This window comes from Pseudomonas sp. B15(2017) (assembly GCF_002113215.1).
Classification (GTDB): domain Bacteria; phylum Pseudomonadota; class Gammaproteobacteria; order Pseudomonadales; family Pseudomonadaceae; genus Aquipseudomonas.
In genome coordinates, this window is record NZ_NEJZ01000015.1 from 92588 (window position 1) to 116256 (window position 23669).

At 61.3% G+C, this 23669-nt stretch carries 26 protein-coding genes, 1 tRNA gene and 1 pseudogene; 15 read left to right on the forward strand and 13 right to left on the reverse strand.

Going from position 1 to position 23669, the window contains the following annotated elements; translation table 11 throughout:
• Positions 1-105: 105 nt before the first annotated feature.
• The 8 genes from CAF73_RS21030 (at position 106) to catA (ending at position 7341) form a co-directional block, all read left to right on the forward strand.
• Positions 106-1062, forward strand: coding sequence for an AraC family transcriptional regulator (locus CAF73_RS21030; protein WP_085700348.1), 957 nt, complete (start codon positions 106-108; stop codon positions 1060-1062).
• 141 nt (positions 1063-1203) lie between these two features.
• Positions 1204-2559 carry a benzoate 1,2-dioxygenase large subunit gene (benA, locus tag CAF73_RS21035; protein WP_085703717.1) on the forward strand — a complete coding sequence of 452 codons (1356 nt, stop codon included), beginning with the start codon at positions 1204-1206 and terminating at the stop codon, positions 2557-2559.
• On the forward strand, positions 2559-3047 hold the full coding sequence (benB, locus tag CAF73_RS21040) for a benzoate 1,2-dioxygenase small subunit (RefSeq protein ID WP_011333747.1): 489 nt from the start codon (positions 2559-2561) through the stop codon (positions 3045-3047). Before benA ends, benB begins: the two co-directional genes overlap by 1 nt.
• A 46-nt stretch (positions 3048-3093) precedes the next feature.
• Positions 3094-4101, forward strand: a complete 1008-nt coding sequence (gene benC, locus CAF73_RS21045) for a benzoate 1,2-dioxygenase electron transfer component BenC (protein WP_085703718.1) — start codon at positions 3094-3096, stop codon at positions 4099-4101.
• Positions 4102-4128: 27 nt separating this feature from the next.
• Positions 4129-4890, forward strand: a complete 762-nt coding sequence (locus CAF73_RS21050) for a 1,6-dihydroxycyclohexa-2,4-diene-1-carboxylate dehydrogenase (RefSeq protein WP_085703719.1) — start codon at positions 4129-4131, stop codon at positions 4888-4890.
• Between the two features lie 22 nt (positions 4891-4912).
• The gene (locus CAF73_RS21055; protein ID WP_085703720.1) at positions 4913-6034 is read left to right on the forward strand and encodes a muconate cycloisomerase family protein; all 1122 of its coding nucleotides are present in this window, start codon (positions 4913-4915) and stop codon (positions 6032-6034) included.
• 18 nt (positions 6035-6052) lie between these two features.
• Complete coding sequence (catC, locus tag CAF73_RS21060) at positions 6053-6343, forward strand: muconolactone Delta-isomerase (protein WP_085700343.1); 291 nt, start codon at positions 6053-6055, stop codon at positions 6341-6343.
• Positions 6344-6426: 83 nt separating this feature from the next.
• Positions 6427-7341 (forward strand): catechol 1,2-dioxygenase, encoded by a 915-nt coding sequence (gene catA / locus CAF73_RS21065; RefSeq protein WP_085703721.1) that lies wholly within the window; start codon positions 6427-6429, stop codon positions 7339-7341.
• A gap of 165 nt (positions 7342-7506) precedes the next feature.
• On the opposite strand, the gene CAF73_RS21070 is transcribed toward catA, so the two are convergent.
• A complete protein-coding gene (locus CAF73_RS21070) occupies positions 7507-8538 on the reverse strand; it encodes an NAD(P)-dependent alcohol dehydrogenase (RefSeq protein WP_085703722.1) in 1032 nt (343 codons plus the stop codon).
• Between the two features lie 51 nt (positions 8539-8589).
• Positions 8590-8835, reverse strand: coding sequence for a hypothetical protein (locus CAF73_RS21075; RefSeq protein WP_085700340.1), 246 nt, complete (start codon positions 8833-8835; stop codon positions 8590-8592).
• 164 nt (positions 8836-8999) lie between these two features.
• Here CAF73_RS21075 and CAF73_RS21080 point away from each other — a divergent pair, with 164 nt between their 5' ends.
• Together CAF73_RS21080 and CAF73_RS21085 are read left to right on the forward strand one after the other, a co-directional pair.
• A complete protein-coding gene (locus CAF73_RS21080; RefSeq protein WP_085700339.1) occupies positions 9000-9647 on the forward strand; it encodes an ATPase in 648 nt (215 codons plus the stop codon).
• 86 nt (positions 9648-9733) lie between these two features.
• Positions 9734-10075, forward strand: a complete 342-nt coding sequence (locus CAF73_RS21085; protein ID WP_085700338.1) for a hypothetical protein — start codon at positions 9734-9736, stop codon at positions 10073-10075.
• Positions 10076-10339: 264 nt separating this feature from the next.
• On the opposite strand, the gene CAF73_RS21090 is transcribed toward CAF73_RS21085, so the two are convergent.
• The 6 genes from CAF73_RS21090 to CAF73_RS21115 all read right to left on the reverse strand — a co-directional run bounded on the left by CAF73_RS21090 (position 10340) and on the right by CAF73_RS21115 (position 13978).
• Positions 10340-10414 (reverse strand) — tRNA-Gln (locus CAF73_RS21090).
• Between the two features lie 229 nt (positions 10415-10643).
• Positions 10644-10850, reverse strand: coding sequence for a hypothetical protein (locus CAF73_RS21095; RefSeq protein WP_085700337.1), 207 nt, complete (start codon positions 10848-10850; stop codon positions 10644-10646).
• A gap of 96 nt (positions 10851-10946) precedes the next feature.
• The gene (locus CAF73_RS21100; protein ID WP_085703723.1) at positions 10947-12410 is read right to left on the reverse strand and encodes a GDL motif peptide-associated radical SAM/SPASM maturase; all 1464 of its coding nucleotides are present in this window, start codon (positions 12408-12410) and stop codon (positions 10947-10949) included.
• Between the two features lie 103 nt (positions 12411-12513).
• A complete protein-coding gene (locus tag CAF73_RS21105; RefSeq protein ID WP_085700335.1) occupies positions 12514-13092 on the reverse strand; it encodes a DUF1842 domain-containing protein in 579 nt (192 codons plus the stop codon).
• Positions 13093-13131: 39 nt separating this feature from the next.
• Positions 13132-13758 carry a DUF1842 domain-containing protein gene (locus CAF73_RS21110; protein WP_085703724.1) on the reverse strand — a complete coding sequence of 209 codons (627 nt, stop codon included), beginning with the start codon at positions 13756-13758 and terminating at the stop codon, positions 13132-13134.
• A 34-nt stretch (positions 13759-13792) separates the two neighbouring features.
• Positions 13793-13978, reverse strand: a complete 186-nt coding sequence (locus CAF73_RS21115; RefSeq protein ID WP_085700334.1) for a DUF1843 domain-containing protein — start codon at positions 13976-13978, stop codon at positions 13793-13795.
• A 245-nt stretch (positions 13979-14223) separates the two neighbouring features.
• On the opposite strand from CAF73_RS21115, the gene CAF73_RS29920 reads away from it, so the two are divergent.
• The 3 genes from CAF73_RS29920 to CAF73_RS21125 all read left to right on the forward strand — a co-directional run bounded on the left by CAF73_RS29920 (position 14224) and on the right by CAF73_RS21125 (position 16143).
• The gene (locus tag CAF73_RS29920) at positions 14224-14553 is read left to right on the forward strand and encodes a hypothetical protein (RefSeq protein ID WP_139834858.1); all 330 of its coding nucleotides are present in this window, start codon (positions 14224-14226) and stop codon (positions 14551-14553) included.
• A 116-nt stretch (positions 14554-14669) separates the two neighbouring features.
• Positions 14670-15377 (forward strand): TetR/AcrR family transcriptional regulator, encoded by a 708-nt coding sequence (locus tag CAF73_RS21120; RefSeq protein ID WP_085700333.1) that lies wholly within the window; start codon positions 14670-14672, stop codon positions 15375-15377.
• A complete protein-coding gene (locus CAF73_RS21125) occupies positions 15367-16143 on the forward strand; it encodes a pyrroline-5-carboxylate reductase (RefSeq protein WP_085703725.1) in 777 nt (258 codons plus the stop codon). Before CAF73_RS21120 ends, CAF73_RS21125 begins: the two co-directional genes overlap by 11 nt.
• 48 nt (positions 16144-16191) lie before the next feature.
• Here CAF73_RS21125 and CAF73_RS21130 read toward each other — a convergent pair whose 3' ends face one another.
• Entirely contained in the window at positions 16192-18228 is a 2037-nt protein-coding gene (locus CAF73_RS21130; protein WP_085700331.1) for an NADH:flavin oxidoreductase, read from the reverse strand.
• A gap of 206 nt (positions 18229-18434) precedes the next feature.
• On the opposite strand from CAF73_RS21130, the gene CAF73_RS21135 reads away from it, so the two are divergent.
• On the forward strand, positions 18435-19331 hold the full coding sequence (locus CAF73_RS21135) for a glycine betaine ABC transporter substrate-binding protein (RefSeq protein ID WP_085703726.1): 897 nt from the start codon (positions 18435-18437) through the stop codon (positions 19329-19331).
• A gap of 103 nt (positions 19332-19434) precedes the next feature.
• Positions 19435-20352, forward strand: a complete 918-nt coding sequence (locus CAF73_RS21140) for a LysR substrate-binding domain-containing protein (RefSeq protein WP_085703727.1) — start codon at positions 19435-19437, stop codon at positions 20350-20352.
• 37 nt (positions 20353-20389) lie between these two features.
• On the opposite strand, the gene leuD is transcribed toward CAF73_RS21140, so the two are convergent.
• From leuD to CAF73_RS30520, 4 genes and pseudogenes are all read right to left on the reverse strand, one after another.
• Positions 20390-20998, reverse strand: a complete 609-nt coding sequence (gene leuD, locus CAF73_RS21145; RefSeq protein ID WP_085703728.1) for a 3-isopropylmalate dehydratase small subunit — start codon at positions 20996-20998, stop codon at positions 20390-20392.
• A gap of 3 nt (positions 20999-21001) precedes the next feature.
• Positions 21002-22423 (reverse strand): 3-isopropylmalate dehydratase large subunit, encoded by a 1422-nt coding sequence (gene leuC / locus CAF73_RS21150; RefSeq protein ID WP_085703729.1) that lies wholly within the window; start codon positions 22421-22423, stop codon positions 21002-21004.
• A gap of 128 nt (positions 22424-22551) precedes the next feature.
• Positions 22552-23064: a GNAT family N-acetyltransferase gene (locus tag CAF73_RS30515; protein WP_256574772.1), complete on the reverse strand. Its 513-nt coding sequence runs from the start codon at positions 23062-23064 to the stop codon at positions 22552-22554.
• Positions 23062-23619 (reverse strand): annotated as a pseudogene (locus CAF73_RS30520) (HD domain-containing protein); the annotation flags it as partial. The pseudogene CAF73_RS30520 and the gene CAF73_RS30515, both read right to left, overlap by 3 nt.
• Positions 23620-23669: the final 50 nt, after the last annotated feature.

Below are 23669 nucleotides of genomic sequence, written 5' to 3' on the forward strand. Positions count from 1 at the left end.
GCCAAACCTTCGTCCAATTGCCCGATCCGGCACGCCGGCGTACTGTGACCGGTGATGGCGCAAACCGTGACCATCACCATAACGACAAGATCGAGTGCCTTGCCCATGGACAGCCGCCTGCTGAGCGACCGCAGCAGCGTGTTTCGCCACGCTGACCCGTATGCCGTCTCCGACTATGTGAACCAGCACGTCGGCCAGCATTTCATCGGCCTGTCCAAAACCACCCACCCGCAAGCCAGCCTCAACCACCGCAAACTCGCCGACCTCGATCTGTGCCGCATCAGCTATGGCGGCAGCGTTCGCGTGACGTCGCTGGCGCTGGAAACCGTGTATCACCTGCAAGTCCTGCTGCAAGGCAACTGCCTGTGGCGCGGGCACCAGCGTGAGCATCATTTGGTGCCGGGCGAATTGCTGTTGATCAACCCGGACGATCCGGTCGACCTGACTTATTCCGACGATTGCGAGAAATTCATCCTCAAGGTGCCGGTCAGCGTGCTGGAGTCGGTGTGCGACGAGCAGCGCTGGCTGCATCCTGCCGGCGGCATCCGGTTTCTGCGCAATCATTACCGGCTCGACGAGCTGGAAGGGTTTACCCACCTGTTGGGCATGATCTGCCAGGAAGCCGAAGCCAGCGACCCGTTGCTGCGGGTGCAGGAGCATTACGCGCAGATCGTCGGCAGCAAACTGATTTCGCTGATGAACACCAACGTCAGCCGTGAATGCCTGAGTTCGCCGAGCGTCAGTTTCGAGCGGATCCTCGACTACATCGAACGCAACCTGAAGCGGGATCTGCCCGCCGAACACCTGGCGGCCCAGGCGAACATGAGCCCGCGTTCCCTGTACGCGCTGTTCGAACGCCAGCTCGGCGTGACCCCGATGCAATACATCCGCCAGCGCAAGCTGGCACGCATTCATGCCTGCCTAAGCGACCCGAGCTGTCCGGTGCGCAACCTCACCGAACTGGCGCTGGACTACGGCTTCCTGCACCTCGGCCGGTTCTCCGAAAGCTATCGCCAACAGTTCGGCGAATTGCCGTCCGTGACCTTCAAACGCCGTCACTGAATCCCCGCCCCGAAACAATCTGAAGCACCTGCCGCGCCGTCCTGCACAAAACGGATAGCGCTCTGCAGGATTCGGATATTGCCGCCCGCGTTGCCTCCCTAATCTGGCCTGGCCTGAACAATAACAATGGAGGCCCCGGCCATGTCCCTGGGAATCGACTACCTCAATGCCATGCTTGAAGAGGACCCCGAGAAGGGTGCCTACCGCTGCAAACGGGAAATGTTCACCGATCCGCGGCTGTTTGAACTGGAGATGGCGCACATCTTCGAAGGCAACTGGATCTACCTCGCCCACGAAAGCCAGATCCCCAACGCCAACGATTTTCTGACCACCACCATGGGTCGCCAACCCGTGTTCATCGCCCGCAACAAGGCCGGTGAGCTGAATGCCTTTCTCAATGCGTGCAGCCATCGCGGCGCTATGTTGTGCCGGCACAAGTCCGGCAACCGTTCCAGCTATACCTGCCCGTTCCACGGCTGGACGTTCAACAACAGCGGCAAACTGCTCAAGGTCAAGGACCCAAGCGAAGCCGGCTATCCCGAAGGCTTCAACTGCGAAGGCTCTCACGACCTGACCAAAGTCGCACGTTTCGAATCCTATCGCGGCTTTTTGTTCGGCAGCCTGAATGCCAATGTGAAGTCGCTTGCCGAGCATCTGGGCGAGTCGGCCAAGATCATCGACATGATCGTCGATCAGTCCCCCGAGGGCCTGGAAGTGCTGCGCGGTTCCAGTTCCTACATCTACGAAGGCAACTGGAAACTCACCGCCGAAAATGGCGCCGATGGCTATCACGTCAGCTCCGTGCACTGGAACTACGCCGCTACTCAGAACCAGCGTCAGCAGCGCGACGCCGGTGAAGAAATCAAGACCATGAGCGCCGGCAGCTGGGCGAAGAGGGGCGGCGGTTTCTACTCGTTCGACCACGGCCATCTGCTGCTCTGGACCCGCTGGGCCAACCCCGAAGACCGTCCGGCCTACGAGCGCCGTGATGAGCTGGCGCGGGACTTCGGCCAGGCCCGTGCCGACTGGATGATCGAGAACTCGCGCAACCTGTGCCTGTACCCCAACGTGTACCTGATGGATCAGTTCAGCTCGCAGATCCGCATCGCCCGGCCGATCTCTGTCGACAAGACCGAGATCACAATCTACTGCATCGCCCCCAAAGGCGAGAGCGCAGAGGCCCGAGCCAAACGCATCCGCCAGTACGAAGACTTCTTCAACGTCAGCGGCATGGCCACCCCGGATGACCTCGAAGAGTTCCGCTCGTGTCAGACCGGCTACGGCGCCGGGCGCGGCTGGAACGATATGTCCCGTGGTGCGACGCATTGGGTCGAAGGCGCGGACGCGGCGGCCGAGGAAATCGACCTCAAGCCCTTGCTGTCCGGCATGCGCACCGAGGACGAAGGCCTGTTCGTGCTGCAACACAAGTACTGGCAGGAAACCATGCTCAAGGCTGCTTCGACCGAGCCGGATCTGATTCCCGTGGAGGCTGTGTGATGAGCAATCTCTACGACACCGTGCGCGATTTCCTCTACCGCGAGGCGCGCTATCTGGACGACGGCCAGTGGGACCAGTGGCTGGAACTCTACGCCGCCGACGCCAGTTTCTGGATGCCGGCCTGGGACGACCACGACACCCTGACCGAAGACCCGCAAAGCGAAATCTCGCTGATCTGGTACGGCAACCGTGGCGGCCTCGAAGACCGGGTATTCCGGATCAAGACCGAGCGCTCCAGCGCAACGATTCCCGACACCCGCACCTCGCACAACCTCAGCAACATCGAGATCGTCGAGCAGGGCGAAGGCCAATGTCAGGTGCGCTTCAACTGGCACACCCTGAGCTTTCGTTATCAGGTCACCGACAGTTACTTCGGCACCAGCTTCTACACCCTCGATCTGCGCGGCGAACAGCCGTTGATCAAGGCCAAGAAAGTCGTGCTGAAGAACGATTACGTCCGTCAGGTCATCGACATCTATCACATCTGATCGAGACGGCGGCGAGCCGGGCTCGACGCTGTGAGCGAGGTGCACCATGAGTTTCCAGATCGCACTGAATTTCGAAGACGGGGTCACCCGTTTCATCGAGGCCTCGGGCCACGAAACCGTTGCCGACGCGGCCTACCGCCAGGGCATCAACATTCCGCTGGACTGCCGCGACGGCGCCTGCGGCACCTGCAAGTGTTTCGCCGAGGCCGGGCGATACGACATGGGCGACAACTTCATCGAAGACGCCTTGAGTGAAGACGAACTGGCCCAGGGTTACGTTCTGACTTGCCAGATGCGCGCCGAAAGCGATTGCGTGGTGCGGGTGCCGGTGGGCTCGCAGGTCTGCAAGACCGAGCAGGCGAGTTATCAGGCGACGATCAGCGATGTTCGTCAGCTCTCCGAAAGCACCATCGCGCTGTCGCTCAAGGGTGAGTCCCTGAGCAAACTGGCATTCCTGCCGGGGCAATACGTCAACCTGCAAGTGCCGGGCAGCGAGCAATCGCGCGCCTATTCCTTCAGCTCGTTGCAGAAGAACGGCGAGGTCAGTTTCCTGATCCGCAATGTCCCCGGCGGCTTGATGAGCAGCTTCCTCACCGGGCTGGCCAAGGCTGGCGACAGCCTGAATCTGGCCGGGCCGCTGGGCAGTTTCTACCTGCGCGAGATCAAGCGGCCGCTGTTGCTGTTGGCCGGCGGCACCGGGCTGGCGCCATTCACGGCGATGTTGGAGAAGATCGCCGAGCAGGGCAGCGAGCACCCGGTTCACCTGATCTACGGCGTGACCAACGATTTCGATCTGGTGGAACTCGACCGCCTCGACGCCTTCGCCGCGCGGATTCCGAATTTCAGCTTCAGCGCCTGCGTGGCCAATCCGCAGAGCCAGCACCCGCTCAAGGGCTACGTCACCCAGCACATCGAGCCGCGCCACCTCAACGAAGGCGACGTCGACGTGTACCTGTGCGGCCCGCCGCCGATGGTCGAGGCGGTCAGCCAGTACATCCGCGAACAGGGCATCACGCCGGCGAACTTCTACTACGAGAAATTCGCGGCGGCCTGAGTCTTCTTTCTGAATTGCGAGGTTGTCATGAACAACAGATTCGCCAACAAGGTCGCGCTGGTCACCGGCGCGGCGCAGGGCATCGGTCGCCGGGTGTGCGAGCGCTTGCTGAAGGAGGGCGCGCAGGTCATCGCCGTCGACCGCTCCGGGCTGGTTCACGAACTGCAGGGCGAGAGCGTGCTGTCGCTGACCGCCGACCTTGAGCAATACGCCGATTGCGCCCGGGTGATGAACGCCGCCATCGATGCGTTCGGGCGTCTGGATGTGCTGGTCAATAACGTCGGCGGCACCATTTGGGCCAAGCCGTTCGAGCATTACGAAGTCGAGCAGATCGAGGCCGAAGTGCGCCGCTCGTTGTTCCCGACGCTGTGGTGCTGCCACGCCGCGTTGCCATACATGCTCAAGCAGGGATGCGGCGCGATCGTCAATGTGTCGTCGATCGCGACCCGCAGCCTGAACCGCGTCCCCTACGGCGCGGCGAAGGGCGGAATCAATGCGCTCACAGCCTGCCTGGCCTTCGAGAATGCCGAGCGCGGGATCCGGGTCAACGCCACCGCGCCCGGCGGCACCGAAGCGCCGCCCCGGCGCATCCCGCGCAACACCGCCGAACAGTCCGCGCAGGAACAGGCCTGGTACCAGGAAATCGTCGCGCAAACCCTCGATAGCAGCCTGATGAAACGCTACGGAACCATTGATGAACAGGTCGGCGCGATCCTGTTTCTCGCCTCGGACGACGCCTCCTACATCACCGGCGTGACCCTGCCGGTCGGCGGCGGTGACCTTGGTTGATCACGCTTGAATGGACACTGAAATGAACCGGATCCTGATTGAAAACCTGTCGGCGATCATTGTCGACCTGCCGACCATCCGCCCGCACAAACTGGCGATGCACACGATGCAGAACCAGACGCTGGTGATCCTGCGCCTGCGTTGCAGCGACGGTATCGAAGGCATCGGCGAAGCCACCACCATCGGCGGCCTGGCCTACGGCTACGAAAGCCCGGAAAGCATCAAGGCCAACATCGACGCGCACCTGGCGCCGGCGCTGATCGGCATGGACGCAGACAACATCAACGCCGCGATGCAGAAACTCGACAAGATCGCCAAGGGCAACACCTTCGCCAAGTCCGGCATCGAGAGCGCTTTGCTCGACGCCCAAGGCAAACGCCTCGGCCTGCCCGTAAGCGAACTGCTCGGTGGCCGGGTCCGCGACAGCCTCGAAGTGGCCTGGACCCTGGCCAGCGGCGACACCGTCCGCGATATCGCCGAAGCCGAACAAATGCTGGAAGCGCGGCGGCACCGGATCTTCAAGTTGAAGATCGGCGCCAACCCGCTGGAGCAGGATCTCAAACACGTCGTGGCGATCAAAAAAGCCCTGGGCGAACGCGCCAGTGTGCGGGTCGACGTCAACCAGTACTGGGACGAGTCGCAGGCGATTCGTGGCTGTCAGATGCTCGGCGACAACGGCATCGACCTGATCGAACAGCCGATCTCGCGGGTCAACCGCTCCGGGCAGATTCGCCTGAACCAGCGCAGCCCGGCGCCGATCATGGCCGACGAATCGATTGAAAGCGTCGAGGACGCGTTCAGCCTCGCCGCCGACGGCGCCGCCAGCGTATTCGCCCTGAAAATTGCCAAGAACGGTGGCCCGCGCGCCGTGTTGCGCACCGCGCAAATCGCCGAAGCCGCCGGCATCGCTTTGTACGGCGGCACGATGCTTGAGGGTTCCGTCGGCACTTTGGCCTCGGCCCACGCTTTCCTCACCCTCAGGCAACTGACCTGGGACACCGAGCTGTTCGGCCCGCTGTTGCTGACCGAAGACATCGTCACCGAGCGCCCGCAATACCGCGACTTCCACCTGCACATTCCACGCACCCCGGGCCTGGGCCTCGCGCTGGATGAAGAGCGTCTGGCGCGTTTTCGCCGGCATTGATTCCCCAAGGAGAACGCCATGCTGTTCCACGTAAAAATGACCGTGAAGTTGCCCGCCGACATGGACCCGGCCGTTGCCACCCGGCTCAAGGCCGACGAGAAGGAACTCGCCCAGCGCCTGCAACGCGAAGGCCAGTGGCGCCACCTCTGGCGCATCGCCGGGCACTACGCCAATTACAGCGTGTTCGACGTTCCGAGCGTCGAAGCCTTGCACAACACCCTGATGCTGCTGCCGCTGTTTCCCTACATGGAAATCGAAATCGACGGCCTCTGCCGCCATCCCTCGTCGATCCACGCCGACGACCGCTGAGCCCAAAAAATGAATCCACCGCTGAAACCTGTGGTTGATCCGAGAGAGCTGAGTAAACACAACAACAAGATGAGGTGAACACCATGACCGTGAAGATTGCCCACACTGCCGAACTGCAAAAGTTCTTCGAACAAGCCGCCGGTTTTGCCAACGATGGCGGCAGCTCACGCTTGAAAACCATCGTCCTGCGGGTGTTGCAGGACACCGCCCGGATCATCGAAGACCTCGAGATCAACGAAGACGAATTCTGGAAAGCCGTCGACTACCTCAACCGTCTGGGTGGCCGCTCGGAGGCCGGGCTGCTGGTGGCCGGCCTCGGTCTGGAGCATTTCCTCGACCTGCTGCAGGACGCCAAGGATGCGCAGATCGGCTTGACCGGCGGCACGCCGCGCACCATCGAAGGCCCGTTGTACGTGGCCGGCGCGCCACTCTACGAAGGTGAATGCCGGATGGACGACGGCCGCGAAGAGGGCGTCGCCACGCTGATGTTGCTCGAAGGCCAGGTGTTCGACCCGCAGGGTCAGCCGCTCGTCGGCGCCACGGTCGACCTGTGGCACGCCAACACCAGGGGCACCTATTCGTTCTTCGATCAGAGCCAGTCCGAGTACAACCTGCGTCGGCGGATCATCACCGACGCCGAAGGCCGCTATCGCGCCCGCAGCATCGTGCCATCCGGTTACGGCTGCGACCCGCAAGGCCCGACCCAGGAATGCCTGAACCTGCTCGGCCGCCACGGCCAGCGCCCGGCTCACATTCACTTCTTCATTTCTGCACCGGGGCATCGACACCTGACGACGCAGATCAATCTGTCGGGGGACAAATACCTGTGGGATGACTTCGCGTACGCGACCCGGGAAGGGTTGGTCGGGGAGGTCGAGTTTCTGGAGGATGCAGCGGGACGCCGAGCCGAACTGAAATTCGACTTCCAGTTGCAGCAGGCGCCTGATGCGCTGGCTGAACAGCGCAGCCAGCGCCCGAGGGCATTGCAGGACGTCTGAAGGCAGGAAAGGGAGCCCATGGCTCCCTCTCTTCTGAAAAACGTAATGCTAAATCGGCAGGTGCTGCGCTTATGGAATAAGTTCGAAAGCTCAGATCTGCACGGGCTTGAAGGTGTTTCTCAGGCAAAAAAGGCGCGTGAGTTTTTGGCTCACGCGCCTTTGGGTTCATTTGCTGGCGTTCAACACAATCCGGTATCGCGCCTTGCCGCTGCGCAGATGGTCAACAGCTTCATTGACCTTGCTCATCGGAAATTCCTCGACCTGCGGCAGGATCTGATGCCGCGCGCAGAACTCAAGCATGGTCGCTGCGGTGGCGGGCGAGCCGACCGGGGAGGCTGACAGGGATTTCTGTTGAGGGATGAGGTTGAACACATGCACAGGAATCGCGTCGGGCACGATGCCGACGAAGTGCAGCCGCCCCTTGCCGCGCAGGGTGGCGAGCATGGCCGTCCAGTCAAGGTTGGCGTTGGCGGTGATCAGCAGAAAGTCCAGGGTGCCGGCAATCGCTTTCAGCGCCTCGCTGTCGGTGGAAGCGACGACCTTGTGGGCGCCGAGGCGTTTGGCTTCGTCCTGTTTGCTCAGGGAAGAGGTGAACGCGGTGACATCGCAACCCCAGGCATTGAGAAATCGCAGTGCCAGATGGCCGAGGCCGCCGATGCCCACCACGCCGACCCGGTCGGTCGGCTTGATGTCGAATTCCACCAGCGGATTGAAGACCGTGGAGCCGGCGCAGAACAGCGGACCGGCGAGTGCCGGGTCGAGGTTGTCCGGCAGTTTCAGCGCCCAGGCCCAATGCGTGCGCAGCCGATCGGCGAAACCGCCGTGGCTGCCGATAATCGTCGGTTTTGCGGTGGCGCACAGGTGATGGGAACCACCGATGCAGGACGAGCAATGCATGCAGCTGCCCTTGTACCAGCCGATTCCCACGCGCTGACCGATTTCCAGACCGCGCACCTGCGGGCCGGTGCGCACGATGCGGCCGACCACTTCATGGCCGGGAATGAAGGGGTATTGGCTGATGCCCCAGTCGTTGTCGATCAGCGACTGGTCGGAATGGCAGACGCCGCAATATTCCACGGCGACTTCGACTTCTTCGTCCCCCAGCGGGCCGGGGTCGTAACTGAAGCGCTCCAGCGGCGCGCCGGCCGAGGTGGCGGCCCAGCCGGTGAATGTCGTGGGTTCGGTGTTATTGCTCATGGGACACCTCCAGGTCTGGCGCTGCGGGCGCAGCCTGAAGAGTCTAGCGTGTCATCGAGCGGGCGCTAGCCAGGTGTTCAGCACGCGCCGGTCCAGCTCTTCCCAGTCCGCCATGCCCAGCACTCGGGTGGTATTGAGGCCGCGCAGATAACCGCGCAACTGATTGGCCACGGCTTGTACCGACTCTGAATTGTCCGCTGACTGGCTCAGTACGGTTTCGTATTCGACCAGGTATTCGGCCACCCGGTCGCGGAACTCGGGCAGGACGGCATCGCGGATCAGGTCAAAGGTTCGCACGGGTAATCCTCATCTGTTTTCGTTGTGATTGAGTGTGGCGCAGTCTGCATGCGGTTCAACTATTGCTTCAAGTAATAGTGACCATCAAGAAACGCAAGTTCTGCTTTGGCGCCGATGGGCGGAAAATCGCCTCCATCGAACACGCCGCTGAAGGAATTTGCGCGATGAAGACTTTGACCCGACTGGCTGTAGTCGCCCTGCTGATGGGCGGGGTGGCCGCTACCGTAGCCCCGGCTTATGCAGATGATGCCCAGTCGTGCCATTTTCTGCCCGTCGCCGCCAGCAGCGCCGCGCTGCAGCACTCGCAAACCGTCGGTGTGCTGTACAGCGAAAACACTCTGGACAACCTGCAATACCTCGAGCGTTACCACGATGTGGCGGTGAACGGCGCCAAGGATGCGCTCGATGCGCGGATTCGTGACGCCTTCGTCGACAGCTCCGATCCGGAGCTGGCCATCGACTGGCTGATGAGTTCGCTGCAACAGCAATTTCTCTCGGTAACCGTCTATGACAGCCTCGATGCGCTGGTGCAGGCCCATCCGGACGTAGTGGTGATGCTCGACACTCACAACCGCTTGCTGACCCAACGCAACAGTCAGGTCGAAGCGCGGTTCGCCGCACGCTTCTACGACGCCAACCTGCAATACATCGGCAAGGCTGAAGGCGCGGTGGAGAAGCAACTGCCGTCGGTGTGGGTACACAACAAGGCAGCGCCTGAAATCGCTGCCGGGATCGAACAGCAGCGCGACCTGCAACTGAGCGCCTTGAAACAGTTCGATGACTCGCTCAAGGCCCTGGTGAGTGCAGGCTGAACCCCTTGATCAAAAACGGCAACGTCAGTGCCCGTGACACTGAACGTTGCCGAAGAACCGAACCTTTTATTTTCAGGATTTTTTCCATGCGTACCTTTGTTATCCCTGTCATGGCCTGCGCCACTTTGTTGCTGACCGCTTGCGCCTCCGCGCCGAACGACCCGACGTTGACCCTGCAGACGCACAAGACGCCTGCCCAGTACGCCGAATGCGTGGTGCCGAAACTGCAGGGCAGCGCGCTGAACCCGACGGTGTCGCAGACCCAGCGCAGCTACCGGATCGTGGTGCCGAGCAAGGTGGCGGCGGACAACGTGCTGGAAGCCTACAAGGCACAGGACGGCGGCAAAGTGTTTTTGTATGAGCGCCACTTGCTGGCGTCGAGTTTCCTGCCGTCGAGTTTTGAACGGGCTGCCCAGGAGTGCCTGTAACGCCTGTCGGTTAACGCTTTTGAAGATGCTCCTTTGGTTGGCCGCAACCAACCAATTCTTTGCCCCGCACCTTGCGGGGCATTTTTTTTGCCCAAAAAAAATCGCCGCTTTCATCAGCTCTGCAAACGAAACGCGAGGGCTGATGAAAGCGGCGATTTATTGATTGTTCGGGCGTGAAGAAATACGCCAGGTGCACATGCAAACAGGAAAGGATCGATAACGAAAAAACGAGAGGGAACTGGAGAGGGTGAAACGAGGAAAAAATGGCAGGGGCGGCTGGATTCGAACCAACGCATGGCAGGATCAAAACCTGCTGCCTTACCGCTTGGCGACGCCCCTGTAGCTATTGGTTTCAGTCCCGGGAGGACCTCTGCAACAGTGGGCGGCACTTTACCAGCGCTCTTTCGATCTGTGAACCCCTGAAACAGATAAATTTCATGGAAAACAGCTACTTATTTCCCGGACGGCATCGCCGCTCAGGTTTTTCGGGCTTTTCAGCGAGCGCCATCAAAACTGGCGCGAGCGCTGTAGCCCGAAAACCTGGCGAAAACCTGCCTCGACGAACCGATCAGTTGCCGTCCGCAACCTTGCGTTCGATTTCGTCGACCTTGCGTTGCAACTCCTCCGCGTCCTGCTCCTTGGTGCGGGTCGATGAGGGCGTGATGACCTCATCCACGCCGCGGGTGGCGTCGTCCCGATCCTCAAGATCGCGTTTCACCACATTGACCGGTTTGCCGGACGTATCAGTGGGTGGGGCTTTGCTGTCGTTGTTCATGGCGCTGACCTCCGTTGGCTTAAATGTTGGATACAGCGCCACCGGGCGAGTTCGAGATTTTTAGCGGCAACCGGGCGAACGGCAGCCGCTGCCGTCTCAGCTCACCGAACTCGGCATTCCCGCCAGCAAACCGGTCAGCGTCTTCATGATCGCCTGCTGACGCGCCCGGTCGGTCAGGTGCCGGGCCTCGGCGGCGGCGACATCGGCATGGCAGTGCGGGCAGATCGATTCGTGCGGGTGGATGTATTGCAGGCAGTCGCGGCACAGGGCCAGTTGCGTCGGCAGGCGTCCTTCCTCGGGGGAGGACTGGCCCTGATTGATCCAGGCGAGCTTGATCACTTGCCCGCTGTCGCTGACGCTGCTGACTTTTTCGCCGGTGTCGATGCGTTCGGTGATCAGGTCAAAACGTCCGACCGCAAACGAGCGCTGGGCGGCGTCTTCGACTTTGACGATGCGCTCGCGCAAACCCTGCTTTTGCAATTCCAGGGTTCGGTAATGGCAGTAAGGATTGTTGCCGGGTTTGCCCAGCAGCGAATGCGACGTCCAGGTGCAGCCGCCCCGGCAGACGTCGTTGTAATAGCAGCTTCGGCAGTAACCCCACAGGTCATCGACCGAACGCAGGCGGCCGAAGTGCATGCCTTCGCTGTAGTGCCAGATGTCGTGCAGGCTCATGTTGCGCACGTTGCCGCCGGAAAACCCGACGGTCGCCAGTGACGGGCAACCTTTAACCGTGCCGTCCGCTTCCAGCGCCAGCACGGTCTGGCCGGCCGCGCAGCCGCTCCAGTGAACGCGTTCGTCGCCGAAGCCGCGCCACAGATGTTCGTAAGGGCCGTAATAACCGATGTTGTTGCCGACGTTCATCAGCAGGCCGCGATCCAGTCCTTCGCGGTACAACCGGGCGAGTAGCGGCATCACTTCCAGCAGCTTGTACGGCTGGAGCAACAACTCAGGATGGTCGACGGCGTTGCCCATGGCCACCGTGATCTGGATCTGCCAATGGGTGGCGCCGAGCTCGATGATGGTGTCCATCAGTTCCGGCAGATCCGGCAACGTGGCCGCGCCGATCTGGGTGTTGACGCTGACGGCCAGCCCTGACGCCTTGGCCCGGCGCAGGGTATCGACAGCCTTGTCGAACGAGCCGGGTACGTTGCGCACCTTGTCGTGCAGCGGCGCGAGTCCGTCCAGGGAAATGCCGACCCCGTTGAGCCCCGCTTCGACCGCTGCCTGCATCTTCGCCGGGGTCAGATTGCGTCCACCGGTCTGGATCGCGCAGTACATGCCGTGGTCGTGGATGGCGCGGATCAGTTGCGTCCAGTCCTTGCGCAGATAGGCTTCGCCGCCGATCAGGGTGATCTCGCGGGTGCCCAGGGCGGCGAGGGAATCGATCACGTCGAGGCATTCGCGGGTGTTGAGTTCATCGGGGCGCCGATGCCCCGCGCGGGAGCCGCAATGCAGACACTTGAGGTCGCAGGCGAGGGTGATTTCCCAGACCACGTGCACCGGCACGTAGCGTTTGAGATCGGTGTCGCTGAGGTAGCGGGCAGGGCGGTTGTCTGTCATGGGAGATCCTTGCGCACGGGCCTGTGCGCGGCACGATTGGACTGACCTCGATTGGCTGGAAGACCGGGGGCGGTCACCCGTGACCGCCCCCGGGCCGTACGACTTAGCGCGCTTCCAGTCGCGCGATTTCCGCATTCAGCTGTTCAAGGGCACTGCGCAAGGCACCCTCGTGGGCCAGCTGTTGTTCGCCTTGCTGCACCGCGACTTTCAACTGCGCCAGATCACCGCTTTCCTTCGCCGTTTGCACGGCCACGGCGTACAGCGGCTGGACATGATGCTCGGGCGGAAGAGGCTCGACGCTCGGTGCCTGATGCACGGCGACGTGCCGCACGTCCTGCCACTGGCCGCCGTCGTTGTAGCGGTAATCGATAAAACCGCTGGTCCAGTCGTTCAGGATGCCCTTGAGGTGGAAGGTCTGGGCAATCTGACTCAGCGGGCCGCTCGGGCTGCCATCAAGTGTGAGAATGATGTAGGTCTCGGTGGATGGCGTCAGCCTGGCCTCGGAGTAGTCGCCCCAGACCCGGGCATGGAAATTCACCGGTGGCCAGGTGCTCTGGAACACGCTCGCGGTTCCGCTGACTTTTTTGCGAACGGTATCGACCACGATATCGAGGGTCAGAACCGGGGCGCCCAGCAGTGAGTTACTGGCGATGAGGCGGGTGTGAAAAAGTCCGATCGACATGATGCTGCTCCTTGTGAAAGTAATGGTTCCATTAGCCGATCAGCGACTTTGCACGCGGCTGATTTCTTTGTTGGCGTCGTCCACCGCTTTGCGCAACAGCGGCAGTTGCTCCAGCTGCTGCCTGGCCTGCGCGGACAGGCTTTTCATCTGCGCCAGATCTCCGCTGGCGATGGCGCCCTGAATCGGCGCGGCATACAGCGGCAGAACCGGTTTGTGCGGCTCGATCACCGGGCCGGGATTGAACGGCTGAAGCACTTTCGAAGGCACCTCCACCAGATGCGCCGGCACGTTGTTCAGTTCGTGCCAGCGCTGGCCGTCGAAGTACTCATAGTTGGCCACGCCTTCGCGCCAGTCGGTGCCAACCACCAGGTGGATCTTGAAGTTGATGATCGAGTTGGAGCCGGGTCCGCCATGGTTGCCCTGGGCGGTGATCAGGATCTTGCTGACACCGGGCTTCATCACCGTCATGTAGGTGTATTCGCCCCAGACGTCCGAGTCGATATCGAGCGGCGGATTGGTCGCCTGAGTCACGGCGGCGTTGCCGGTGACATGCTGCTGCGGCGTGGACACCAGCAGGTTCAGCGCAAGGCTCTGCGCCCCTGGCTGACCCGTACCGATCCGGTAGCTCACCGGGAACAAGCCGACATTTTGCTGAGTAGCTGACATGTTGATTGCCTCCATTGCAATGTGGGAAATGGCCTTAGGGTTTTTCCAGTCTGGAAACTTCTTTGGCCAGGTTTTCGTACGCGGTTTGTAGCTCCTTCGCTTCCGGCTTCGTTGAATCGCGCTGCTTCAACAAAGTCTTCATCTTCTGCAGATCGCCGCCGGTGATCGCGCTCTGGATGGCGACGCCGTAGGGCGGGATGTTGTGATTTGAACCAGTCATATCGAGGCCTTCCTCGTGGGTGTTTGCCGCTCGACCCCTTGCGCAGAAGGGGCGCCTTTCCTGACAGGCAGGCGAACGACATCGGCCGCAATCACCGGCAACCGGGATTCTCGGGGACGTGACAGCCTGATCCGTCGGGATCTGATCAATCCGTAAACAGGGTTCGCGCAGGGACGGCGCCGCAACGCCGGCCCAGATCGTCAGCCAAAACCGTCAGGCCTGGCTTCGGGCGTCAATGAAGGGGGTTGCCGGTGGGGCAATCGGGGGAATCTCGCCTGTACGTTGGTCATCTTTCTGTCCTTGATAGAAAGCAACGAAACACAGGGATAGGTCGTTCACTCTTCAAGAGTGCAATACCCGCGCAAGCACAAAAACCATCCCTGATTTTTCTTCCAGTGCTGCTGATGGCGCTCGTCGAGCGACGTTTGCCAAATGGCCAGCATTTTGCCAGCCACGCAACCCTAGACCCGTTTTTGCAGGGCTGCCAGAAAAAGCGCCGAACGGTCATTTCTGTTCAACGCAGGAATTCTGGCGCAGGCTCGGTCGGCCTTTCGGCGGCGCTTTCAAGCGATTGAAACAAGATCGACATGGGCGCTGAAGCGCGTTCGGAAATGAAAAATGTACGCCGATGTACATTGCGTGTACGGCGCGTGTAAAGTCCGGTCAAAGTCTCAAAGACAGGTGCATTGCAATGACGCAGGCAGGACGGACAAAAAACAAGGCTCAGGATTCAGGATGGCGCGGTTCCGTGGACGTCTGGCTGGACGCCGCGTATGAGGCTTTGAAGGAATCCGGAGTCGACGCAGTCAGGGTGATGCCGCTGGCCAAGCGCCTGAACCTGTCGCGCACCAGCTTCTACTGGTTCTACGAAGATCGAGAGCAACTGCTCGCGGCGCTGCTGGCCCGTTGGCGGGACAAGAACACGGGTGGGCTGGTGGGGCAGTGCGAGCGTTATGCCGAAAGCGTGTCCGAGGCGATCCTCAATGTTTTCGAGTGCTGGCTGAACCCCGCGTTGTTCGATTCGCAGTTTGAATTCGCAGTGCGCAGCTGGGCGTTGCAATCGGATGAAGTCGCCGCGCAAATCGCGCTGGCCGACGACGCGCGGATCAATGCGCTGGCCGCGATGTTTCGCCGTTTCGGTTACGAGCCGGGGGCGGCCGATGCCCGCGCCCGGACGATCTATCTGACGCAGATCGGCTACATCTCGATGAAAACCACCGAAGACGTGATCGTGCGATTCCGGCGAATCCCGCAGTACGTCACCGTGTTCACCGGAAAGTCCCCAAAACGACGCGAACTGGATCGGTTTTTCGGTCAGTTCGGCTATGCCGAGACGGAGCCGGGGGTGTTTGTCCCTCTGGTGGAAACCTTCGAAGAGGCGCTGCCCGATGACCAATAGAACGCTGGGAATCATCGGCGGCACGGGCTGGCTGGGAAAGGCGATTGCCGAGTCGTTGCTGGCTCCGGGGTTCATCAGGCCGAGCGAGCTGCTGATCTCTAACCGTTCGGGCAGTGCTGATGTTGCGCCGGGAGTGCGCGTGTTGAGTGACAACCAGTCTCTGGTCGACCGCAGCGATATCGTCATGCTGTCTGTGCGGCCCGAGCAGTTTCGCGAGTTGCAGATCGATGCGCGGGGCAAACCGGTGGTATCGCTGATGGCTGGCATTTCAGCGTCCGCCCTCAGTGCCGCGACAGGCGCGCGAGTGGTGGTGCGGGCCATGCCGAACGCGGCGGTGGATATCCGCCAATCCTATACACCGTGGTTCGTGGCCGGCTCCCTGGCCGACGAGGAGCGCGACTGGTTGCAGCGATTGTTCGAGTGCGTGGGCACGGCGGACGAGGTGCCCGATGAAGACTGCATCGATTATCTGAGCGCGTTGTCCGGCACCGGGCCGGCGTTTCCGGCGCTGCTGTGCGCTGCGCTCGCCAGTCAGGCCGAAGCGGCCGGCATTCCCGCACGGATTGCGCAGCGGGCGGCACGGGCGGTGGTGGTGGGCGGCGGTCAACTATTGGCCGAGCGGGAACCGCAAGCTCTGCTGGATGCCTTGATGGCTTATCGCGGCGTCACGGCGGCAGCGTTGCAGTCGATGACCGTTCAGAACATCGAAGACATTGTGGGACGAGCCATACAGGCCGGCGCCCAGGTTGCCCGGCGCGGCCTGTAGTTGGTCGATACGGCAACTTCCCTCCCGCAACAGGAGGGAAGGCCGGTTTCAAAGGTCTTTCATCAGCCGTAACGCGTCGTAAATGGCCGCATGGGTGTTGCGTGCGGCCACGGCGTCACCAATCCTGAACAGCTGAAAACGTCCCTGCGGGTGAGTGACGATGTCCTGAGCCTTGCCGGCAATCAGGTTGTGTTGTTCCACCGCGCCGCCGTTGCTCGAATGCGCGCGCAGGTCGAAATACAGATCATCCAGCGGAATCGTGCCGTGATTGACCACCACCTGATCCACCACCCGCTGCTTGTGCACCGTACCGTAATCACTGCCGAGCGTTGCCACCAGGCGCCCGTCGCGGCGCTCGACCGAATCGACGCGATAAGTGACGGTAAAGGTGACATCCAGATCCTGCAGGCTGCGCATGTAAGGCACCAGATTCATCGCCATGACTTCCGGAGCAAAACTGCGATCGGGGGTGACGATTTCGACACTCGCACCGCTGGCGGCGATGACCTCGGCAGCCTGTAGCGCAGCGTGGTCGCCGGCATCGTCATAGATCAAGACATGCCGGCCCGGTTTGATGTCACCGGCGATGATGTCCCAGGTTGAAACCACCAGGTCGTTGCCGGCACTCAGCACGTCCGTGTGGGGCAGACCGCCGGTGGCGACAATCACCAGATCCGGTTCATGCTGCAGCACCGTGTCGGCTTCGGCCCAGGTGTTGAAGTGAAACTTCACGCCCAGACGTTCGCACTGCGCCATGCGCCAGTCGATGATGCTGATCATCTCCCGCCGCCGTTCGCTGAGGGCGGACAGACGGATCTGCCCGCCGGGGCGATCCGCCGCTTCCAGCACCGTAACGTCATGACCGCGTTCACCCGCGACCCGCGCGGCTTCAAGTCCCGCAGGGCCGGTGCCGATCACCAGCACCTTGCGTTTGCGTGCGGCCTTGGGAATTTCGTGGGGCATGGTGGTTTCCCGGCCGGTCGCCGGGTTGTGGATGCAGTAAGCGGCGCCGCCCTGGTAGATGCGGTCCAGGCAATAGTTGGCGCCGACGCAGGGACGGATATCGTCCTCACGTTTTTCGATGATCTTGCGCACGATATGCGGATCGGTCATGTGCGCCCGGGTCATGCCAACCATATCGACCTTGCCTGAGGCGATGGCATGGCGAGCGGTGGCGACGTCAGGGATTTTCGCCGCATGGAAGGTCGGGAAACCGGTGGCCGCGCGGATTTCACCGGCAAAATCCAGGTGCGGCGAATTGCGCATGCCCTGGATCGGAATGACATCGGTCAGGCCCGCATCGGTGTCGATGTGGCCGCGTACGACATTGAGAAAATCCACCAGCCCGCTGTCTTTCAGCAGGTGAGAAATCTGCAAACCCTCGCTGGCATCGAAGCCACCGGGCAAGCCTTCATCGCCGGTGTAGCGCACGCCCAGCAGGAAGTCCTCGCCGACCCGCTGACGAATCCCGCGCAGAATATCGAAGGTGAAGCGCATGCGGTTTTCCAGCGAGCCGCCGTACGGCCCGTCGAGTTCGTTGGTCAAGGGTGACCAGAACTGGTCCATCAGATGCCCGTAGGCTTGCAACTCCAGACCGTCCATGCCGGCAGCATGCATCCGCTCGGCGGCGTCCACATAGTCCTTGATGATGCGTTGGATATCCCAGTCTTCCATTTTCTTCGGGAAGGAACGGTGCGCCGCTTCGCGATGGTGCGACGGCGAAACCACTGGCAACCAGTCGGCCTTGTCCCAGCGGGTGCGGCGGCCCAGATGCGTCAACTGGATCATCACCGCCGCGCCATGCTCGTGGCATTCGTCGGTCAGGTCTTTGAGCCACTTCACCACCTCATCCTGGTAGGCGAGCACGTTGTTGAACACCGGCGGGCTGTCCCTGGAAACGGCGGCGGAACCGGCCGTCATGGTCAGCGCGACACCAGCCTTGGCACGTTCGACGTGGTAGGCGCGATACAAATCCTTGGGCATGCCGTCTACCGGGTAGGCCGGTTCGTGAGCGGTGGTAATGATCCGGTTTCTGAGCGTCAGGTTCTTGATTTTGTAAGGCTGCAACAGGGGATCGCTGGACATGGTAATGCGCTCCGGGGTGGGCTTGATCAGGCTCGGCGACTTGAAATTAGGTCAACTGTACAGGCGTGTCAATCATGGTTGACACATGTGTACATTTTGCTTGCGCGGTGCTTCGGCCAGGCATAGGATTGCGCCAGACGCCTCAACCGCAAGGCCGTCCAGATTGAGACATACCTGCCGATCCCACCTCCACAGGAAGACGCTTGATGAACGCTCATTCGCCTTATCGAAATACGCTTTTCGCCCTGATTCTGGCCACGTTCGCTGCACAGGCCCAGGCCGCCGAACCTGCACCCGTGCGCATTGGCTGGGTCAACTGGTCGGACACCGAAATCACTGTCAAACTCGCCAGCGCCGCGCTTCAGGATCACCTCAAACAACCGGTGAAACTGGTGATGGCCGATATCGGCATTCAGTTTCAGGCCTTGGCCAACGGCAATATCGACCTGATCCCGATGGTCTGGTTGCCGAGTACCCACAAGGCGTTCTACGACAAATACAAAGATCGCCTCGAAGACCTCGGCGTGCTGTATGAAGGGCGGATCGGCATGGCCGTCCCGACCTCGGTGCCGATCAGTGAAGTGGCCAGTGTCGAGGATCTGAACAAGCCGCAAGTAAAGGAAAAACTCGAAGGCAAGATCCTCACCTCGGAGGTGGGCAACGGCCAGTACAAGCTCACGGTCAAGGCGATCGAGGAGTACAAGCTAGATGGCTACAAACTGGTGGCGTCTTCGGAAAGCGGCATGCTCAATGAGCTGGATCGCAACCTGAAGCGGGACAAATGGTCACTGGTCAATGCCTGGAGCCCGCACTGGATGTTCTCCAAATGGTCGTTGCGCTACCTGGATGATCCGAAGCAGATTTTCGGTGGTGCCGAGCAGATCCATGCGATGGCGCGCAAGGGGTTCAGCCAGGAATATCCGCAGGTGGCGTACTTTTTCGCTCACTACTCGATCCCGCAGGCAGATCTGGAAACCTTGATGATGCAGGCACGCCAGACCTCATCGGACCAGGCGGTCGCGGCCTATTACGCGGCTAACAAATCGCGGTTCGAAGCAATGTTCGAGCCGGGCACGCAAACCGCCAGTACTCGACAACCCTGATCACGGCGCCGGGGCTCAGCCCACGCCGGGCCCCGGCTGGCGAGGCGTTGATTCGATGTTATCCTTCGCAAAATGTGCGACAAACAGCGAGGGCGACCGGCCTATGAACACGAATCGTGACCAGTTTCCCCTGCCAGAAGACCTCAGGGTCTTCCTTACCGTCATCCGCAAGAACGGCTTTGCCAGCGCCGCCGATGAGTTGGGCTTCTCACCGGCCTATGTCAGCAAACGCATCTCGGTGTTGGAAACCACGCTGGCGAGCAAACTGCTGCACCGCACCACCCGGCGCATCGCGCTGACCGACGACGGTGAGCGGGTGCGGATTTGGGCCGAGAAACTGCTGGGAGATTTCGATCAGTTCCTCGGCGAGATTTCCCAGGCCCGGCATCAACCGGCGGGGTCGCTGCACATTTGCAGCAGCTTCGGTTTCGGCCGTAATCATGTGGCGCCCGCGATCAGCCAGTTGTCTCGAACGTGCCCGAAACTCGATATCCGGCTGGACGTATTCGACCGCGTGGTCGATCTGGTGGGCGAGGGCTTTGATCTTGAAATCCTCGTCGGGGACGACGTGCCGGGTCAGCACATCGCACGCAAACTGGTCAGTAACCGGCGCGTGCTGTGCGCCACGCCCGAATACCTTGAACGCCGGGGCACGCCGCAATCCCTTGAAGACCTGAAAGACCACGATTGTCTGGTACTCAAGGAACGTAACAACGCGTTCGGTATCTGGGCCCTGAGCAAGGACGGGCAAGAGGAGACGGTGCGCGTCAATGGCCCGCTGTCCTCCAACAGCGGCGAAATCGTGCTGGAGTGGGCCTTGAGCGGCGGCGGGATTCTGTTGCGCTCGATGTGGGACGTCAAACCGATGCTCGAGCAAGGGCGGCTGGTGCAGGTGCTGGAGGAGTACACCCAAAGCGCCAACGTCTGGGCGGTCTATCCGGTGCGGCTCAGTGAGTCGGCGAAATTGCGGGTGTGCGTGGAATTTCTGGAAGAGTACTTCCGCGATTTGTCTGTGGAATGAAAACGGGCGACTCAAGTGAGTCGCCCGTTTTTTGTGTTCAGCGCAGCCAGGGATTGTCCGCCAGATGCCGCGCTTCAAAGGCGCGGATCTGCTCGGTGCGTTGCAGCGTGGTGCCGATGGCGTCCAGTCCCAGCAGCAGTGATTGCTTGCGCAACTGATCGATCTCGAACGTGACCTCTGTGCCGTCTGCCAGCCGGATCGTCTGTCGGGGCAAGTCCACGCTGATCTGTGCGGTCGCCGGGTCGCTGATGACATCGGCAAGTCGCTTGAATCGAGCCTCGTCGAGCTGAATCGCCAACACGCCATTACGCTGGCAGTTGTCGTAGAAAATTCCGGCGAACGAGGTGCCGATCAAGGCCCGGATGCCGACTTGCTTCAAGCCCCACACCGCATGTTCGCGGCTGGAACCGCAGCCGAAGTTGGGGCCGGTCACCAGAAACGCCGCGTCTTGCCAGGCCGGTTGGTTGAGCACGAATTCAGGGTTGGGTTCGCCGGAAGCGAGAAAGCGCAGATCGAAGAACAACCCGCGATCCAGCCCCCGACGATCGATGCCCTTGAGAAACTGCTTGGGCATGATCACGTCGGTGTCGATGTTGGACGCAAGAAACGGCGCGGCGCTGCCGCTGACAGTGTCGAAAGGTTGCATGGTTCAAGCCTCCAGCGCGACGCTGCGCACGTCAGTCAAATGACCGGTGATGGCCGCCGCTGCGACCATTGCCGGGCTCATCAGGTGGGTGCGCGCACCGGCGCCCTGACGGCCTTCGAAGTTGCGATTGGTGCTCGACGCACAGCGATCACCCGGCGCGAGCACGTCATCGTTCATCGCCAGGCACATCGAGCAGCCTGATTGCCGCCATTCGAAACCGGCGTCGAGAAAGATCTGCGCCAGGCCCTCGTCCTCGGCCTGATTGCGCACCAGCGTCGAGCCGGGAACGATCATCGCCCGCACGTGGGCCGCCACACGCTTGCCGCGCACCACGCGGGCAACGTCACGCAAGTCTTCGATCCGCGCATTGGTGCAGGAGCCGATGAAGGCATGGCTGATCGTCACTTCGTTCAGCGGCATGCCGGGTTTCAGTCCCATGTAGTCGAGGGCGCGCTGCAGGCCCTGACGCAGGATCGGATCGGGCTGCGAGGCCGGGTCCGGCACGTGTCCGCTGACCGGTGAGGCCTGATCGGGGCTGGTGCCCCAGGTCACCATCGGCTCCAGCGCGGCGACGTCGAGGCTGACTTCACGATCAAACACCGCGCCATGATCGCTGTGCAGGGTTTTCCAGCGCTCGACGGCCTGTTCCCAGATCTTGCCCTTGGGCGCACGCGGCTTCAGTTGCAGATACGCGAACACCTTGTCATCGGGCGCCATGAATGCACCTCGGGCGCCGGCTTCGACGGCCATGTTGCAGATGGTCATGCGCACCTCGACGCTGAGGGCGCTGATGGTCGGGCCGGTGAATTCGATGGCGTAACCGGTGGCGCCGGACGCGCCGATCTTTTCGATCAGCGCCATGATGATGTCCTTGGACGTGACGCCTTCGGCCAGCTCACCGTTGACCATCACCCGCAGGGTTTTCAGGCGTTTGTAAACCAGAGTCTGTGTCGCCAGCAGGTGCTCGATTTCCGAAGTACCGATACCAAAACCGAACGCGCCCAGTGCGCCGTAAGTGGTGGTGTGGCTGTCACCGGCCGCGACCACCATGCCCGGCAAAATGAAGCCTTGTTCCGGCGCCACCACGTGTTCGATGCCCTGGCGTTTGTCCAGTACATCGAACAGTTCGATGCCGAAGTCGCGGCAGTTTTCTTCGAAGTACGACACCTGCCGCGCGCCCCCGGCGTCAGGCATGGTCGCGATGCGTTTCGGTGCGGTGGGATTCACATGATCGACCACCGCCAGTGTCGCAGCAGGTCGCCAGACATCGCGCCCGGACTCGCGCAATCCGCTGAAGGCTTGCGGGCTGGTGTATTCGTTGGCGACCTGGCGGTCGATGTAAAGCAGCACGTGGCCCTGATCGTCGAGGGTGCAGACGGTGTGACTGTCGATGTGCTTCTGATACAGGGTTCTGGGGCTGGGCATGGCGTTGGCTCTTTTCTGTCAGTGCAAAAACAACGTACGGACAGAGTCATTGATCGCCGAAACGGCATCAAGAGCGCTTTGGTGAAGCCATAGACCACGAAATGTGAGCAATCAAAAGCGATGGGGCGCTACTCGGTAGCCTCGAACGCCTCGTGATATTTCACCACGCCCACCGGCAACTCCCCGCCAAACGCCAACGCCTGAAAGTACTCCGCCGGAATCCCCGGCAACTCCAGACCGGCATGGGCCTTGAAGCCAAAACGTCCGTAATAGCCCGGATCACCCAGTACCACGCAGCCAACGCCGCCAATACGCTGCAACTCCGCCAGCGAAGCTTTCATCAGCGCCGAACCGATGCCTTGCTGCTGGCGGGTCGGGCACACGGAGATTGGGCCCAGGCCATACCAGCCTTGAGTGCCGGAGGAAATCGTCACCGGTGAAATGGCCACATGGCCGACCACCGTGTCGTTCTCCACTGCCACCAGCGAAACGCTGAGCTGGCCGGCGTGGCGCAAGGCGTTGACGATGAATTGTTCGGTGTGGCTGGAGTGTTCTTCGTGCTGGAACGCGGCCTCGGTGATTCGGGCGATGGCGTCGATGTCTTCGGGGTGTTCGTTGCGGATTGTGATGTTTGTGTTCATGCGCTCTCGGGTATCGCGGTCGATCAGGGTTCGAAGGGTTTCGAACAGCGGATCGGCATTGGTGTATTGCTTGCCGTAGGCCAGGTTGAAGCCATAGTCGAAGTCTGGCGGATTCTTCCCTTGCGTGTGTTGTAAAAGTGTTTCCAGCTTGTCGAGGGCCTTCACGGCTTTGGCTTCGGGAGAACGGGCGTTTTCGTAGTCGTCCCAGAGCGCGAGGATTTCGTTTCTCAACGCGTCGTCCAGGGAGCGGGTGAGCAGCAGCAAGTCATTGCGCTCCTGTTCGCCCTTGTCGGGAAAACCGGCTTGATCGACCGCCGGAATGTCACCGTTGATGGCTTCGCCGAGGTCGTGGATGACGCACATTTTCAGGACTTTCAGCACATCGAGCCCGGCCAGGTCGTCGGCGAACACGATCGCCATCAGGCACAGGCGCCAGCTGTGTTCGGCGGTGCTTTCGCTGCGCCCGGAGGAAGTGTGCGCGCTTCTGAGGACGTCCTTGAGCCGTTCTGCTTCGCGCAGGAAGTCGAGGCGTCCCTTGATTTTTTCGAGGTTCATACGGTGGCCGGGATAAAGAGAGCAGGGCTCAAAGCCTAGGCCCGGCCTCG